The sequence below is a fragment of the Burkholderia sp. 8Y genome, from assembly GCF_902506145.1.
Classification (GTDB): Bacteria; Pseudomonadota; Gammaproteobacteria; order Burkholderiales; family Burkholderiaceae; genus Caballeronia.
The window spans coordinates 1,994,620-2,010,277 of the sequence record NZ_LR733520.1 but is presented as its reverse complement, the minus strand read 5'-3'; the positions used below and the strand labels follow the sequence as shown (position 1 = coordinate 2,010,277).

The following is a 15,658-nucleotide window of genomic DNA, read 5'->3' as shown; positions in this document are numbered from 1 at the left end:
ACATGGCAGCAGACATCGACGTCAGGCAACGCTTTTTCCCGCACACGCAAGACGAATTGAAGGAGATCGCGTCGGACATCCTGCGCTACGCGAAGGAACTCGGCGCGAGCGATGCCGCCACCGAAATCTCCGAGGGCGACGGCCTCTCGGTGAGCGTGCGGCGCGGCGAAGTGGACACGATCGAGCACAACCGCGACAAGATGGTCGGCGTCACGGTGTTCATCGGCAAGAAGCGCGGCAACGCGAGCACCGCCGACTTCACGCGCGAGGCGTTGCGCGACACCGTCGCGGCGGCGTACAACATCGCGCGATTCACGGCGGAAGACAGCGCCGCCGGGCTCGCCGAGGAAGCACTGCTCGAACAGTCGCCGCAGGACCTCGATCTCTATCACCCGTGGGATATCGACGCCGAAGAGGCCGCCGACATCGCGCGCCGCGCCGAGGCTGCCGCGTTCGCGGTCGACAAGCGCATCACGAATTCCGAAGGCGCGAGCGTCTCCGCGCAGCATTCGCAATTCGTGCTCGCGACGTCGCGTGGCTTCATGGCGGGGTATCCGTACTCGCGGCATTACATCGCGTGCGCGCCGATCGCGGCGAGCGGCCGCGACATGCAGCGCGACGACTGGTACACGTCCAAACGCGACGCCTCCGAGCTGGCCGATCCCGAAGCGGTCGGCCGCTACGCCGCACAGCGCGCGCTCGCGCGCCTGAACGCCCGCAGCCTCGATACGCGCAAGTGCCGCGTGCTGTTCGAAGCGCCGCTCGCGGCCGGCATCCTCGGCGCGTTCGTGCAGGCCGTGAGCGGCGGCGCGCTGTATCGCAAGACGACGTTCCTCGTGGACAGCCTCGGCAAGCCGGTGTTCGCGCCGCACATTCAGATCGTCGAAGACCCGCACGTACGGGGCGGCATGGGCAGCGCGCCGTTCGACGAAGAAGGCGTACGCACGCAGCGGCGCAACGTCGTCGAAGACGGTGTCGTGCAGGGCTATTTCCTGTCGACGTATTCGGCGCGCAAGCTCGGCATGCAGACGACCGGCAACGCCGGCGGCTCGCACAATCTGTCGATGAAGAGCACGCACACGCAGCCCGGCGACGACTTCGAAGCCATGCTGAAGAAGCTCGGCACGGGCCTGCTGCTGACGGAACTGATGGGGCAGGGCGTGAACTACGTGACCGGCGACTATTCGCGCGGCGCGTCGGGCTTTTGGGTCGAGAACGGGCAGATTCAGCACGCCGTGGAGGAAATCACCGTCGCGAGCACGCTTCAGGAGATGTTCCGCCATATCGAGGCGGTTGGCGCGGATACGGTGGTGCGCGGCACCAAGGCAATCGGTTCGGTGCTGATCGAGCGGATGACGGTGGCGGGGCAGTAACCGCTTTCCCGCAGTGCTCAGCGAAAGGCCCCGGACGATGTGCAATCGCCCGGGGCCTTCGTCTTTATCGTCGCCGTTACGCTTGCCGCTCGTAAGTGACGAACGCGAATTCGAAGTCGTTCGGCGCCGCCGCGCGATGCCGCTCGCGCGACACCTCACGCCACTGCGACGCGTCGGGCGCGGGAAAGCACGTGTTGCCGTCGAAATCGGCGTCGATTTCCGTGACGATCAGCTTCTGCGCGCGGTCGAACGCATCGCCGTATAGCTGCGCGCCGCCGATCAGAAATGCTTCGGCCGCGCCGTCAGCGGTCGCGAGCGCGAGGGCTTCGTCGATGCTCGTCACCGTGTCGCAGCCTTCGAAGCGCCGCGAGGCGTCGCGCGTGACGACGATATTGCGTCGCCCGGGCAAGGGCCGCCCGATCGACTCGTGCGTCTTCCGTCCCATGATGATGGGCGCGCCCATCGTCGTGCGTTTGAAAAAGGCGAGGTCTTCGGGCAGGCGCCACGGCAGTTGGTTATCGCGTCCGATCACGCCATTGCGTGCGCGGGCGACGATGAGAGTCAGCGTCGTCATGTGCAGGTAGGAGAGGGCGGCAGCGCCGCCGGGCCGGGGCACGAAGTTTAACCGACGCGCTGACCGGCGCCCTAATTGACGCCCTAACTGCTTCAGACGAGGTCGGGCTTCAGACTGCGGATGTGTCGTCCGGCGCCTCTCCGTCATCGCGATATGCGCGCGGACCTTCCGGTGCAACCTCGTCCCATAGCGTCACGCTGAGCGCGGCACGAGGCGCGCGGCGCGCGGGGAAGGCACCGATATCGTCGGCCGTTGTGTCGGTTTCCGCCGACCAATCAAACGCGTCGGTCTTGTTTGCGTCGGACGAAGCCGCAGCCGTCGATTCAAAACGCGGTAAATAATTATCGAGAGCCATCTTGGAGACTGAGACATCGGGTAATTAATTCCGCGATGTCGTGGGGAGAAATAATCGGATTAGTCAAACGCGTATGGAAATCGTCTCGCGCCTTCAGTAATTACCGCTTGCGCGTGCGATCTCTAGCCAAATGCATGCCATTCTCATCAACGCCTTGCCGCATAAAGAGTCGCGCGCACCGGGCAGAGCGCCATGCGGAAAAACCGCGCGAAAACGTTTCAACCGCGTAACGTGATGCAAGAAAAACCGGATTTTCGGGGCGAAGCGGTATAAGCTCTCGTCGTATAAAAAGCACGACGCGAACTTGCAATAAATCCGGGCGAAGCTGGGTCTGAGCCTTAGCCAGCAAGGTTCCGCGACGAGTCAAGCCGCTCGGGAAGGTATTTGTTTTCGGTGATTCTGGGTTATAGTAGTCTCTCCAAAGCGGCGCAGAATCAAACAAAAAGGGTTTCGCGGAAGGGCGCTGGCGTTATGCGCGGCGCGTTCCAGGGGGCGAGGTATCGAATTGCAAGTCCGTACGCATCACATGCGAGGGCCAAGAATTCTGCTTGAAGCGAGAGCCTGAACTACGCGACCTTTTCAACGAACGTTGAACCAAGGATCTGAATAATGGACGTCGCTCGGCGGCAACTGATCTATGTGACGCGGGATCCCAGCGAGACGCTATGTGCGCGTTTCGAGGAACGCGGCTGGCAAATCGAGATCGTGGCAAGTGCGCGCGACACGCGCAAGGCGCTGCGCAGTGACCTGGCAATGGGCGGGCTGCTCGATTTGTCGGGGCATTTCGAATCGCACGAACTGGCGGCGTTCGAATCGTCGCTGACCATGACCAACGTCGGCTGGGTGGCGGCAACCGTCCCCGGCCAGCTGGAAGACGCCGCGGTGCGCCGGCTGATCCGCGACTACTGTTTCGATTACGTCACGCTGCCGACCTCGAACGACCGTGTGGTCGATTCGGTCGGGCACGCGTACGGCATGGTCGCGCTGCACGACGCCGCCTCGAACGACGCGCGCAGCGAAGGCCGCGCCGAAGGCGAGATGGTCGGCTCGTGCGACGCCATGCTCGCGCTGTTCCGCTCGATCCGCAAAGTCGCGATGACGGACGCGCCCGTGTTCATTTCCGGCGAGTCGGGCACTGGCAAGGAACTGACGGCAGTCGCCATTCACGAGCGTTCAGCGCGCCGCGACCAGCCGTTCGTCGCCATCAACTGCGGCGCGATTCCCGCGCATTTGCTGCAATCGGAACTCTTCGGCTATGAACGCGGCGCTTTCACGGGCGCGAATCAACGCAAGATCGGCCGCGTGGAAGCCGCCAACGGCGGCACGCTGTTCCTCGATGAAATCGGCGATCTACCGCTCGAAAGCCAGGCGAGCCTGCTGCGCTTTCTGCAAGAGCGCAAGGTCGAGCGTCTAGGCGGGCACGGATCGACGCCCGTGGATGTCCGCATCATTTCGGCGACGCACGTCGACATGCAGACCGCGATGATCGAAGGGCGGTTCCGCGCTGACCTGTATCACCGTCTTTGCGTGCTGCAGATCGACGAACCGCCGCTGCGCGCGCGCGGCAAGGACATCGAACTGCTCGCGAAGCACATGCTCGACCGCTTCAAGAAGGACGCGAGCCGCCGTCTGCGCGGTTTCTCGCCGGATGCGATCGCGGCGATCCACAACTACGGCTGGCCGGGCAACGTGCGCGAACTCATCAACCGGGTGCGCCGCGCCATCGTGATGTCGGAAGGGCGGCAGATCACCGCGCGCGATCTCGAATTGGGCGAATACGTCGAAGTGGCGCCGGTCTCGCTCGCGCAGGCGCGCGAGGCGGCGGAGCGGCAGGCCATCGAGCTTGCGCTCTTGCGCCATCGCGGACGGCTGGGCGACGCGGCGCACGAACTCGGCATCTCGCGCGTCACGCTGTATCGGCTGCTGAGCGCGCACGGCATGCGTCACATCGAGGTCGATGCCCCTCCGGAACACGCCACGCGCGGCTGACCGACGCATCGTTTCTGCTCACCGCAACGGGCGCCGCAAGGCGCCCGTTCTTCTTTTCGCGGACGGCAGCGCCGGGGCGGGCCGCTTGGTAAAATCGGTGTTTCCGCCTCTTCTCGCGTGGCCCGTGCCCGCATTCAAGGAACATCGAATGAAACAGTATCTCGAGCTCGTGCAGACGATCCTCGATACCGGCACGTGGCAGGAAAACCGCACGGGCATCCGCACCATCAGCATTCCCGGCGCCATGTTGCGCTTCGATCTGCAAGAAGGCTTTCCCGCCGTCACGACGAAAAAGCTCGCATTCAAGTCGGCGATCGGCGAGATGATCGGCTTTCTGCGCGCGTCGAAAAACGCCGCGGACTTCCGCGCGCTCGGCTGCAAGGTGTGGGACGCGAACGCGAACGAAAATCCGCAGTGGCTCGAAAACCCGTATCGCCGGGGCACCGACGATCTCGGCGATGTCTACGGCGTGCAGTGGCGCAACTGGCCGGCGTACAAGCTGATCGACGCCGGCGCGGGCGACCAGATCGCCGATGCAACCAACCGCGGCTACGAACTCGTGACGAGCTTCGTCGAGAACGGGCGCGAGCAAGTGCTGCTGTACAAGGCGATCGATCAGTTGCGCCAGTGTCTCGACACCATCATCGAGCGCCCGACCGACCGGCGCATTCTCTTTCACGCGTGGAATCCGGCGAAGCTCGACGAGATCGCGCTGCCCGCGTGCCACTTGCTGTATCAGTTCATCCCGAACGTGACGAAGGGTGAGATTTCGCTTTGCCTGTATATCCGCAGCAATGACGTCGGGCTCGGCACGCCGTTCAATCTGACGGAAGGCGCGGCGCTCCTGCATCTCGTCGGGCGGCTCACGGGCTACAAGCCGCGCTGGTTCACGTACTTTATCGGCGACGCGCACATCTACGAGAATCAGCTCGACATGCTCAACGAGCAGTTGAAGCGCGAGCCGTATCCGCTGCCGCAGCTCATCATCTCGGATCGCGTGCCGGACTACGCGGTGACGAAACGCTACGAGCCCGAGTGGCTAGAAAAGGTCGAGCCGAAGGACTTCGCGCTCGAAGGCTACCGGCATCACGATCCGATCAGCGCGCCAATGGCGGTCTGATCGGTCAGGAATCACTCGAACGCGCGGCCCCGGTCGCGCGTTTTTTTCGCTCAACGCCCGGAAAGAAAGCCTTCGAAATGACGCTGTCCGGCGGGCGTCACGCGCAGCACGCGGCGCCTGGCCGTGTGTTCGATCCAGCCGTGCGTTTCGCACGCTTCCAGATACGCCGCGCCGAGCGCGCCGCCCAGATGCGGACGCCGCTCGCTCCAGTCGATGCAGGTACACGCAAACCGCCGCCGCCGCGCACGCTGCGCTGTCACGTCGATGCCCAGTTCCGCGAACGCCTGCGTCCCGTCAGGCGTCGTGTCGAGCGCAGAGGCTTCGCGCGTCGCCAAATCGTCGTCCGGTGCGGCGAGCCAGTTGCGCGCGAGCATGCCGTCGAAGAGCCGCACGGCCAGTTCGCCCGCGAGGTGGTCGTAGCACGTGCGCGCATAGCGCATTTCGAGCGGCACGGCGCTGGCCGGCCGCTGCGGCGCGGCTTGCGGCGCGCTCGCCCGCGCCAGGTTCGCGAGCGCCTCGATCGCGGCGGCGATATCGGGCGTCGCGATCCGATAATAGCGATGCCGTCCGCTGACTTCGAACGCGAGCAGTCCGCCTTCTGTCAACCGCGCGAGGTGTGCGCTGGCCGCCGACGGCGACAGGCCCGCGATCATCGTCAGTTCGCCGGCGGGGCGCGCGGTGCCGTCCATCAGCGACCAGAGCATCGCGGCTCGGCCCGGATCGGCGAGCAGCGCGCCAATGCGCGAGAGGCCGGGAAAATGCCGCGAGCGGGCGTCTTCGAAAGCGGAGTTCATGGCGATAGGGGACGCATCGTTGGATGCCACAACTGTAGCGCGCCTGCGCAATCGACGTTTCACGTCCGCACGAAACGTCGATGCACCCGCTGCGGCGCTAGAATGGTCGCTCGTATACGAAGCACCGGGAAAACGCGCATGTTCAAGCTCATTGCCACCGCCGCGCTCGCCGTTGTGATTCTGTGCGCGGGTTGCGCGGGCGGGCCGTCGCCGTCGGCGGGCGGCGGCAGCATCACGATGTACGGCACCATCGACCAGGGCGTCACCGTTCACAACTAGCCGCGTTTTTTCGCGGCCTATAATCGCGGCTTCCTTTTTTCGCCGTGAACCGCCATGACAACGCCGACTCCGTCAGCCGCGCCCGCCGCCTTGCGCGCAGGCCGCGCCGAAACCACCTTCCGTTTTCTTGCCGAGCCGAGTTCGGTCAACTTCGGCGGCAAGGTCCACGGCGGCGCGCTGATGAAGTGGATCGACGAAACCGCGTACGCCTGCGCCGCCATGTGGAGCGGGCGTTACGCGGTGACGGTGAGCGTCGGCAACATCCGCTTCAGGCGGCCGATTCTGGTGGGCAATCTCGTCGAATTGCGTGCGCGCGTCGTCGTGACCGGACGCACGAGCATGCATATTCACGTGTCGGTGCATGCGGGCGATCCGAAAGTCGGCGAACTGGAGCAGACCACTGATTGCCTGATGGTCTTCGTCGCGGTGGATGAGACGGGGCAGCCCACGCCTGTGCCGGCGTTCGTGCCGGAATCGGACGAAGAGCAACGTCTCGCGAAATACGCGATGGACGTGAAAGACGCGCTCGATGCAATCGTCGAACTGAAGCCGGAAGAAGTGGCGGCGGGCAAGGTCTGACGCCGCCGCCTTCCCCCAGCCCGAAGCGCCTATTTGTTGCCGACCATCTCGTGCGGCTTCACCCATTCATCGAAATGCTGCTCGGTCACGTGCCCGAGCGCGAGCGCCGCGGCCTTGAGCGTCGTGCCTTCCTTGTGCGCCTTCTTGGCGATCTGCGCGGCCTTGTCGTAGCCGATATGCGGATTGAGCGCCGTCACCAGCATCAGCGATTCGTTGAGCAGGCTGTCGATGCGAGCCTGATTCGCCTCGATCCCCACCGCGCAGTTGTCGTTGAAGCTCTGCGCGCCGTCCGCGAGCAGGCGGATCGACTGCAACACGTTATGCGCGATCATCGGCCGGAACACGTTCAGCTCGAAGTTGCCGCTCGCCCCGCCGATGTTCACCGCCACGTCGTTGCCAAACACCTGACAGCAGAGCATGGTCACGGCTTCCGACTGCGTTGGGTTCACCTTGCCCGGCATGATGGAACTGCCCGGCTCGTTTTCCGGAATCGATAGTTCGCCCAGGCCGCAGCGCGGTCCGCTCGCGAGCCAGCGGATGTCGTTGGCGATCTTCATCATGCTCGCGGCGATGGTCTTGAGCGCGCCGTGCGCGGCGACGAGCGCATCGGCGGCGGCCATCACCTCGAACTTGTTCGGCGCGGTTTCGAACGGCAGGCCGGTGAGCTTGCCGATCGCCTGCGCCACCTTCACCGCGAATTCCGGATGCGCGTTCAGGCCCGTGCCGACGGCCGTGCCGCCCTGCGCGAGCTGGTACAGATGCGGCAGCGTCGCTTCGACGTGGCGGATGCCCTGATCGAGCTGCGCGACGTAGCCCGAGAATTCCTGACCGAGCGTGAGCGGCGTCGCGTCCTGCAAATGCGTCCGGCCGATCTTCACGACATCCGCGAACTGCTGCGACTTCTTGTCGAGCGTCTCGCGCAGCGTCTTCAGCGACGGCACCAGATGCTTGACGATCGCGTACGCGGCGGCGACGTGCATCGCGGTCGGGAACACGTCGTTGGACGACTGGCCGCGGTTCACGTCATCGTTCGGATGCACGAGGCGTTCTTCGCCGCGCGGCCCGCCGAGCAACTCGCTCGCGCGATTGGCGATCACCTCGTTCAGATTCATGTTGGTCTGCGTGCCGGAACCGGTCTGCCACACGGCGAGCGGAAATTCGTCCGGATGCTTGCCGTCGATGATTTCATCGGCGGCCTGCATGATCGCCTGCGCCTTCTTCGCGTCGAGCACCTTCAGGTCCTGATTCACCTCGGCGGCGGCGCGCTTGATGATCGCGAGCGCGGTGATGAGTTCGGGCGACTGCTTTTCCGTCGAGATCTTGAAGTTCTGCAACGACCGCTGCGTCTGCGCGCCCCACAGCTTGCCGTTGGGCACGGCGATCTCGCCGAACGTGTCCTTCTCCATGCGTACATCGCCCTGTGCGTTCTGTGTCATGGCCTGAAGTTCCTTTGAAGTGGTCAAAGCTGCTCGTCGACGGGCAGCAGCTTGAAGAGGCCCGTCATGGCGTTACGGTAGAAGCCGGCCTCGGGATCGAAGTTGTAGGTCACGGTTCCGATGTCTTCCTGACTCGTCCACACGAGACCGGACTGCGGCGAGCCGGTGCGGCGCAGTTCCGCCATCACCGCCGCGCTCGCCAGTTCCACGCGCCAGCTCGCTTTCGGCGAGATGCCCCTTTCGAAGAGCGCCGCGACTTGCTCCGCGACCGGCTTGCTGTGAACCACGAGCGCGAGTTCGGTGTTGAGCCGCGCCGAGCGGGGATCGAGATTCATGGAGCCGATCACGAGGATACTCCGATCGATCACATACGCCTTAGCGTGCAGACTCGCGCGCGACGACGAACCGAACAAGCCGGCGGGCGGGCGGCCTTCGCCTTCGGGCTGGAGCGGCTTGAATTCGTACAGTTCCACGCCGTTGCGCAGAAGCGGGATGCGATACGGCGCATAGCCCGCCTGAACCGCGACGGCATCGGTGGCGGCTAGCGAGTTCGTCAGCACCGCGACGCGCACATGGCGGCGCGTCACGTCGGCGACCGCCTTCACGCCCACGTCGTGCGGCACGAAGTACGGCGAGAGAATCAGGAACTCGCTCTGCGCGTTCTTCATCAGGTCGGCGAGCCGCGTCATCGGCGGGCTCTTGTAGTCGTCGCTCGGATGCTCGATTTTCGACGGCGAATCCGCTTCGAATTCCGTCGGCGCCCAGACGAGACCCATCTCGCCGCGAGCAATCTGCTGGGCGAGCGGCGTGGCGTTGAGCGGCTTGGCGTTCAGCGGGTCCGCTTCCTCGCGCCAGTGGTTGCGCAGGTCCTCGCGCGTCTTGTCGAGATCGGACGGATCGAACTTTTGCTTGTTCAGCACGCGCAGCGGGTAGGAGAGCGTGCTGTTCCAGTACTCGTCGAAGCTCGCGGAGACTTTGTGCACCACGGGGCCGGCGGTGAACAGGTCGAGATCGCGGAACTGCAGCGTCGGGCTGGCGTTGAAGTATTCGTCGCCGAGATTGCGCCCGCCGACGATCGCGATCTGGTTATCCGCGATCATCGCCTTGTTGTGCATGCGGCGCGTGAAGTGGCTGAGGTTCGTGAAGAAGTTCTGCGTGCGCTCGGCGAAGCTGCGCTGCGCGCTGCCGTACGGATTGAAGACGCGAATCTCGATGTTGTCGTGCGAATTCAGCGCCGCCATGATGCGGTCGATGTCCTTGAAGTTCAGGTCGTCGACCAGCATGCGGACCCGCACGCCACGGTCCGCCGCGTACAGCGCCGCGCCGAGCAGCAGCTTGCCGGTGTTGTCTTCTTCGGCGATGTAGTACTGCATGTCGAGCGTTTTCGTCGCGGCGCGCGCGAGCGCGATGCGCGCCTGGAGCGCGTCCGAGCCGGTCGGCAAGAGACGCACGGCGGACTCGTCCGGATGCTGCTTTTCGAGCGGCGCGAGCGCCGTTCCGAGCGGCGTCGGCGCGGTCGAAGGCAGCGCGTGCGTCACCGGACGATCGAACGCGGTGGCGGGCGGGCGGGTCGCGCATCCGGCGCACAGTGCGGCACAAAGCGCGATGGCCGCTGTGCGCACGTGCCACTTGGTTTCTTTCGTCGCGGTTGAAGACGCTTGGTTTCGAACGCGCGCAACTTTCCATCCAGCTTGGCAAAATCCCCGGCTTTCCGACACTTCGCTTCCTCTTCTTTTTGTTTATCTCGATCCGGCGGCTTTCGCGCGGCCGCTTCGGATTCGCCGATCAGCAAGAAGCGTTCTCGCCGAAGCGGCATCTTGAAATCATTCTAGGGGAAACCGCGGGGGAGACGGGCGAGCGACCGTACGATGCGGGGGAGTCGGGGAGGCGAAAAAAAGCCCGCTCGGCAGAGCGGGCTATAACCCCTGTTACTGGAAAAGTCTCAAGGAGGAGACGCGTTCATCCTAACAACGCGTGTTCCGAGACCCAACCAAGCATTTTTGCTTTGCATATGCGCGGCGCGTCGAACCGCTTAGGCGACGCGCTTCGAAGCACCGTCGACGCGATCGCCGGCACGCGCGACGCTGATTTCCACAAGCCGCTTGCTGATGCGATGAAACCGCAGCGTCATCAATACGGCGACGCTCGCCAGCCCTGCGGCGAGTCCCCACCACAAGCCCTTGGCGCCGAGCGCGAAGTGGAACGCGAGCACATAGCCCGTCGGAAAGCCGACGCCCCAGTAGCCGAAGGCGGCGGCGAGCATCGGCACGCGCGTGTCTTTCAGGCCGCGCAGGCAGCCTGAGCCGACCGTCTGCATGCCATCGACGATCTGAAACACCGCCGCGACGCCCAGAAGCGACGCGGCGAGCGCGACGGTGCGCGCATTCGCGGGATCGTCCAGATGCAGATACAGGCCGACAATCGCGCGCGGCGCGGTAATCAGCACGAGGCCCGAGCACATCATGAAGCCGACGCCGAGCGCGAGCGCGACGAACCCCGCGTGGCGCGCCGCGACCGGCACGCCCGCGCCGGCCCAGTAGCCGACGCGCACGTTCGCGGCCTGTCCGATCGCGAGCGGCACCATGAACGCCGCCGACGCCACGTTGAGCGCGATCTGATGCGCGGCGAGCGGCGCTTCGCCGAGCAGGCCGACCATCATGCCGGTGGCGAGAAAGAGCGTCGATTCGACGCCGTAGGTGATGGCAACCGGCCAGCCGATGCCGAACAGTTCGCCCATGAGCGGCAGATGCGGCCGCGCGGCGGCGACGAAGTGCCGGTAGCGCGGGCGCAGATGCAGCAGCGCGACGAGCGAGAAGGCCGTGAGCCAAACGGTGATCGCGGTCGCCGCCGCCGAGCCGAGAAAACCTTCGCGCGGCAGGCCGTAGGCGCCGTGAATCAGCCCGTAGTTCAGAAAGCCGTTGACGAACACGCCGCCGATCGACACCCACAGCAGGCGCTTCGCCGCGCCGATGGCAGGCAGGAACGCACGCATCATGCCGATGCCGATCAGGCTGCCCGGCGTGCCCCAGCGCAGCACCGCGCAATATTCGCCGACGTTGTGCGCGAGCGTCGCCGGTTCGTGGAACGCGAGCAGAATCGGCTCGGCGCACGAAAGCAGCACGAACGCCGGCACGGCGAGCAGCATGGACAGCACGAGCCCCGTCCAGTAGATGCCCGGCACGCGCTCTTCCGCGTCCGCGCCGCGCGCATGGGCCACCGCCACGCTCACCGACGTCAACACGCCTTGCAGCAGCGTGACCACGACGAAGAACATGTTCGCGCCCAGACCGCCCGCCGCGAGCGCGTCCGGGCCGAGCGAGCCGAGCAGGATCGTGTCCGTGACGCCCATCGCCATTTGCGAGAGTTGTGCGATGGCAAGCGGCGCGGCGAGGCGCGCGGTATCGACGGCATGGCGAGACAGGCTGACGTGTCCCGAATGCGCGCGTGTCGCGCGGCTGGTGTGCGATTGCATGGTCGAGAGAAGGGAGCGGAACGGGCGCGCAAACGTGCGCAGACACGTGCATCTGCCCGCGCTGAAACCTGAACGAAAGACGACTAGCTTATTGCCTCACACGCGGCATGTCGATGACGCGCCCCGTTATGGTCGGCTTTTCGCAATTGACGGGCGCATGCGCGCAAACGCTCATTGCGGCGCGCGCACGCGAATCTTCTGGCCGTCGAGCATCACGACCTGACCCGCGCGGATCTTGCACGTCTTGCGCAGTTCCACTTTGCCGTCGACGGTGACATCGCCCATTGCGACGCGCGCCTTCGCGGAGCCGCCGCTGTCGGCGAGGCCCATCAGCTTGAGCAGATTGTGGAGTTCGACGTAGTCGCCCGTGAGGGTGAATTGAAGCTGCGGCATGGCGGGCGGGCGTTTCAGACACAAGGACCTCAATGATAAACCAGCGCCGTGCTTCATCCGGGCATGGGCCGTGCTCGGTAGCCATTCGACCGTCGATTCGTCGGATGAGCAGATGTAGCGAAGTGAAACCGTCGGTAACGATGACTGATTTCGCGAAACTCGTCCGTGGCTCGGCCGGTCTGTACGTTTGATCGATGCAGCTTCGGTCATCTTCTAAACGACAAGTCGCGTCATCGCGCTCGGATTGATCGATCGCGCCTGGCGGACACACCCAGAGAGGACTAGCTCATGACTAAGGCTCGAATTCTGATGATCGGCGCCACTTTCGCCGCGCTCGCCGCCACCGGCGCACAAGCGCAGACCGCCCAGCCGACGGACGCCGCGCCCGGCCAGGCGTCGATGCAGGCGCAGCAGCAGGTGTCGCCGCCGCCGCAGAACGTGGTCGCGCCGGCATCGCCCGATCCGCTGGTCCAAAAGCGCAACGCCGATGCGCAGGCCAACGCCGAGTATCGCGCGTCGAAGACGGCGTCGAAGGTGGAAATGAAGGCCGCCGACAAGCAGGCCAAGCAGCAATACAAGGAGCAGGTCCGTAACGCGAAAATCAATCGCAAGGCCGACAAGGCAGCCGCGAAGGATGACCTGAACGCCGCCGCCGACCGCACGCCGAAGGACGAAGGCGAGCAGCACTAATCGCGTGGGCCGCGAGCCGGTTTGTGCCGGCTTCGCGGCCAAGACACGCGCACGACCCTCAACCACACTAACGACCACACGGAGGACGCCATGAATCGACGCACCCATACCCTGCTGGCTGCGCTCATCGCGGGCGCACTGACGAGCGTGAGCGCGGCACCGGCTTTCGCCCAGACGACGAGCGACGCGCCCACCCACGCCGACAAGAAGGCCGCGAAGAAGCAGGCCGAAGCCGACAAGGACGCCAATGTCGCGCAGGCGAAGGCGGACAAGAAGAAGACCGAATCGCAGTCGGAAGCGAACGAAGCCGCTGCCAAAGCCAACCTGAAGGACGCGAAGAAGGCCGACTAAGCGCCTCGCCCGCGCGCGTTTTGACAAGCCGCGGCCGTCGAAAGAAAGACGTGCCGCGGCAAAGACTTGCGTGCGCGGGTTGTATGGATATACAGTGTGCGTCACTTCTTTCGACGCCCGCTTTTCTCTGTGCTGACCCTTCCGGACGACACCGCCACCGCCGACGCTTCCACAGAGAACGTCGCCGCTTACCTCGCCAGGCTCAACGATGCGCAGCGCCGGGCGGTCGAATTCGGCGTCGAGGCGCCTGGGCGCTGCGGCGGTCCGCTGCTCGTGATCGCGGGCGCGGGCTCCGGCAAGACGAACACGCTCGCCCACCGTGTCGCGCATCTGCTGGTGAAGGGCGCCGATCCGCACCGCATTCTGCTGCTCACCTTTTCGCGCCGCGCGGCGCTCGAAATGACGCGGCGCGTGACGCGCATCGCGACGAGCGCGCTCGGCAGCAAGAGCGCCATCGCGCAGGGGCTGACGTGGTCCGGCACGTTCCACGGCATCGGCGCGCGGCTGCTGCGCGATTACGCCGATCTCGTGGGCCTCGCGCCGTCGTTCACCATCAACGACCGCGAAGACTCCGCCGACCTGATGAACCTCGTGCGGCACGAACTCGGGCTGTCGTCGAAAGAGAAGCGGTTTCCCGCCAAATCCACGTGCTTTGCCATTTATTCGCGCGTCGTGAACACGGGGGCGTCGCTCGCGACCGTGCTCGACCAGTCGTATCCGTGGTGCCGCGAATGGGAAGCGGACCTGAAGCGCCTCTTCGCCGCCTACGTGAGCGCAAAGCAGGCGCAAAGCGTCCTCGATTACGACGACCTGCTGCTCTACTGGTCGCATCTCGCCGCCGAGCCGAGCATCGCGGCGGACCTGTCGAGCCGCTTCGACCACGTGCTCGTGGACGAATATCAGGACACGAACCGCCTGCAGGCCACCATTCTCCTTGCGATGAAGCCGGATGGACGCGGCCTCACCGTCGTCGGCGACGACGCGCAGTCCATCTATTCGTTTCGCGGCGCGACGGTGCGCAATATCCTCGATTTTCCGCAGCACTTCGATCCGCCCGCCGCGACCGTCACGCTCGACCGCAACTACCGTTCGACGCAGCCGATTCTCGAAGCGTCGAACGCGGTGATCGATCTTGCCGCCGAGCGTTACACGAAAAATCTATGGACCGACAAGGCGTCGGCGCAGAAGCCGCGCGTCGTTTCCGTCGCGGACGAGGCGGATCAGGCGCGCTACGTCGTCGAGAAAGTGCTGGAGGCCCGCGAGGCCGGCATGAAGCTCAAGTCGCAGGCGGTGCTGTTTCGCGCGGCGCATCACAGCGCGACGCTCGAAATCGAACTCACGCGGCGCAATATTCCGTTCGTGAAGTTCGGCGGCCTGAAGTTTCTGGACTCCGTTCACGTCAAAGACGTGCTCGCGGTGCTGCGCTGGGCCGAGAATCCGCGCGATCGCGTCGCGGGCTTTCGGGTCGCGCAACTGCTGCCGGGCATCGGACCGGCGATTGCCGGGCGTTTGCTCGATAGCGTCGCGCAGGCCGAGCGCGCGCCCACTGCGCTCGCGGCGTTCGATGCGCCCGCGCGGGCGAGCGAAGACTGGCCGCGCTTCGTCGCGCTCATGGGCAAGCTCTGCGGCCGCGAATCGCCGTGGCCCGCCGAATTCGAGATGATCCGCCGCTGGTACGAGCCGCACCTCGAACGCAATCACGAAGACGCGGCCATCCGCATCGGCGACGTGTTGCAGATGGAAAGCATCGCGTCCACGTACCCAACGCGCGAGCGTTTCTTGACCGAACTAACGCTCGATCCGCCCGATGCGACGAGCGACGAATCCGGCGTGCCGCTCATCGACGAGGATTATCTGATTCTCTCGACCATCCACTCCGCGAAAGGTCAGGAGTGGCGCAACGTGTTCGTGCTGAACGGCGTGGACGGCTGCATTCCGTCCGATCTCGGCACGGGCAGCGACGAGGAAATCGACGAAGAGCGCCGCCTGCTGTATGTCGCCATGACGCGCGCGAAGGAAGACTTGCACATCGTCACGCCGCAGCGTTTTTACGTTCACAACCAGACGAATCTCGGCGACCGTCACGTGTGGGCGCAGCGCACGCGCTTCATCCCGCCGCATCTGATGCAGCACTTCGAGGCCGCCGCGTGGCCGCCAGTGCCGGTCGCCGCGGCGCCGACCGCTGCGGGGCTCGCGGCGGCGGCGAAAGCGAAAATCGATATCGCCGCGCGGCTAAAGGGAATGTGGGAGTAG

The 15,658-nt window shown here is 65.1% G+C and carries 14 protein-coding genes; 8 read left to right on the top strand and 6 right to left on the bottom strand.

The features are described from left to right. Nucleotides 1-2: 2 nt before the first annotated feature. A complete protein-coding gene (gene pmbA / locus GV035_RS20000; protein WP_159836705.1) occupies nucleotides 3-1,373 on the top strand; it encodes a metalloprotease PmbA in 1,371 nt (456 codons plus the stop codon). Between the two features lie 76 nt (nucleotides 1,374-1,449). Here pmbA and GV035_RS19995 read toward each other — a convergent pair whose 3' ends face one another. Then, nucleotides 1,450-1,947, bottom strand: a complete 498-nt coding sequence (locus tag GV035_RS19995) for a dihydrofolate reductase (RefSeq protein WP_159836704.1) — start codon at nucleotides 1,945-1,947, stop codon at nucleotides 1,450-1,452. A 964-nt stretch (nucleotides 1,948-2,911) separates the two neighbouring features. On the opposite strand from GV035_RS19995, the gene GV035_RS19990 reads away from it, so the two are divergent. Both GV035_RS19990 and GV035_RS19985 read left to right on the top strand, forming a co-directional pair. Then, on the top strand, nucleotides 2,912-4,291 hold the full coding sequence (locus tag GV035_RS19990; RefSeq protein WP_159836703.1) for a sigma-54 dependent transcriptional regulator: 1,380 nt from the start codon (nucleotides 2,912-2,914) through the stop codon (nucleotides 4,289-4,291). A 148-nt stretch (nucleotides 4,292-4,439) separates the two neighbouring features. Beyond that, nucleotides 4,440-5,411, top strand: coding sequence for a thymidylate synthase (locus GV035_RS19985; protein WP_159836702.1), 972 nt, complete (start codon nucleotides 4,440-4,442; stop codon nucleotides 5,409-5,411). A gap of 50 nt (nucleotides 5,412-5,461) precedes the next feature. Here the strand turns inward: GV035_RS19985 and GV035_RS19980 are convergent, their stop codons facing one another. Continuing rightward, complete coding sequence (locus GV035_RS19980; protein WP_159836701.1) at nucleotides 5,462-6,205, bottom strand: ArsR/SmtB family transcription factor; 744 nt, start codon at nucleotides 6,203-6,205, stop codon at nucleotides 5,462-5,464. Nucleotides 6,206-6,343: 138 nt separating this feature from the next. Between GV035_RS19980 and GV035_RS29160 the strand changes: the two genes are divergently transcribed. Both GV035_RS29160 and GV035_RS19975 read left to right on the top strand, forming a co-directional pair. Beyond that, entirely contained in the window at nucleotides 6,344-6,484 is a 141-nt protein-coding gene (locus GV035_RS29160) for a hypothetical protein (protein WP_201304004.1), read from the top strand. A gap of 54 nt (nucleotides 6,485-6,538) precedes the next feature. Beyond that, the gene (locus tag GV035_RS19975) at nucleotides 6,539-7,063 is read left to right on the top strand and encodes an acyl-CoA thioesterase (RefSeq protein WP_159836700.1); all 525 of its coding nucleotides are present in this window, start codon (nucleotides 6,539-6,541) and stop codon (nucleotides 7,061-7,063) included. Nucleotides 7,064-7,092: 29 nt separating this feature from the next. Here GV035_RS19975 and fumC read toward each other — a convergent pair whose 3' ends face one another. The 4 genes from fumC to GV035_RS19955 form a co-directional block, all read right to left on the bottom strand. After that, nucleotides 7,093-8,499 (bottom strand): class II fumarate hydratase, encoded by a 1,407-nt coding sequence (fumC, locus tag GV035_RS19970; protein WP_159836699.1) that lies wholly within the window; start codon nucleotides 8,497-8,499, stop codon nucleotides 7,093-7,095. A gap of 23 nt (nucleotides 8,500-8,522) precedes the next feature. After that, nucleotides 8,523-10,121, bottom strand: coding sequence for a phospholipase D family protein (locus tag GV035_RS19965; protein ID WP_236572671.1), 1,599 nt, complete (start codon nucleotides 10,119-10,121; stop codon nucleotides 8,523-8,525). Nucleotides 10,122-10,531: 410 nt separating this feature from the next. Then, nucleotides 10,532-11,971, bottom strand: a complete 1,440-nt coding sequence (locus tag GV035_RS19960; RefSeq protein ID WP_159836697.1) for an MATE family efflux transporter — start codon at nucleotides 11,969-11,971, stop codon at nucleotides 10,532-10,534. Nucleotides 11,972-12,142: 171 nt separating this feature from the next. Continuing rightward, nucleotides 12,143-12,364 carry an RNA-binding S4 domain-containing protein gene (locus tag GV035_RS19955; protein WP_159836696.1) on the bottom strand — a complete coding sequence of 74 codons (222 nt, stop codon included), beginning with the start codon at nucleotides 12,362-12,364 and terminating at the stop codon, nucleotides 12,143-12,145. Nucleotides 12,365-12,652: 288 nt separating this feature from the next. On the opposite strand from GV035_RS19955, the gene GV035_RS19950 reads away from it, so the two are divergent. The 3 genes from GV035_RS19950 (at nucleotide 12,653) to GV035_RS19940 (ending at nucleotide 15,658) form a co-directional block, all read left to right on the top strand. After that, entirely contained in the window at nucleotides 12,653-13,054 is a 402-nt protein-coding gene (locus tag GV035_RS19950) for a hypothetical protein (RefSeq protein ID WP_159836695.1), read from the top strand. Nucleotides 13,055-13,144: 90 nt separating this feature from the next. Beyond that, on the top strand, nucleotides 13,145-13,405 hold the full coding sequence (locus GV035_RS19945; protein ID WP_159836694.1) for a hypothetical protein: 261 nt from the start codon (nucleotides 13,145-13,147) through the stop codon (nucleotides 13,403-13,405). A 129-nt stretch (nucleotides 13,406-13,534) separates the two neighbouring features. Further along, nucleotides 13,535-15,658 (top strand): ATP-dependent helicase, encoded by a 2,124-nt coding sequence (locus tag GV035_RS19940; protein WP_159836693.1) that lies wholly within the window; start codon nucleotides 13,535-13,537, stop codon nucleotides 15,656-15,658.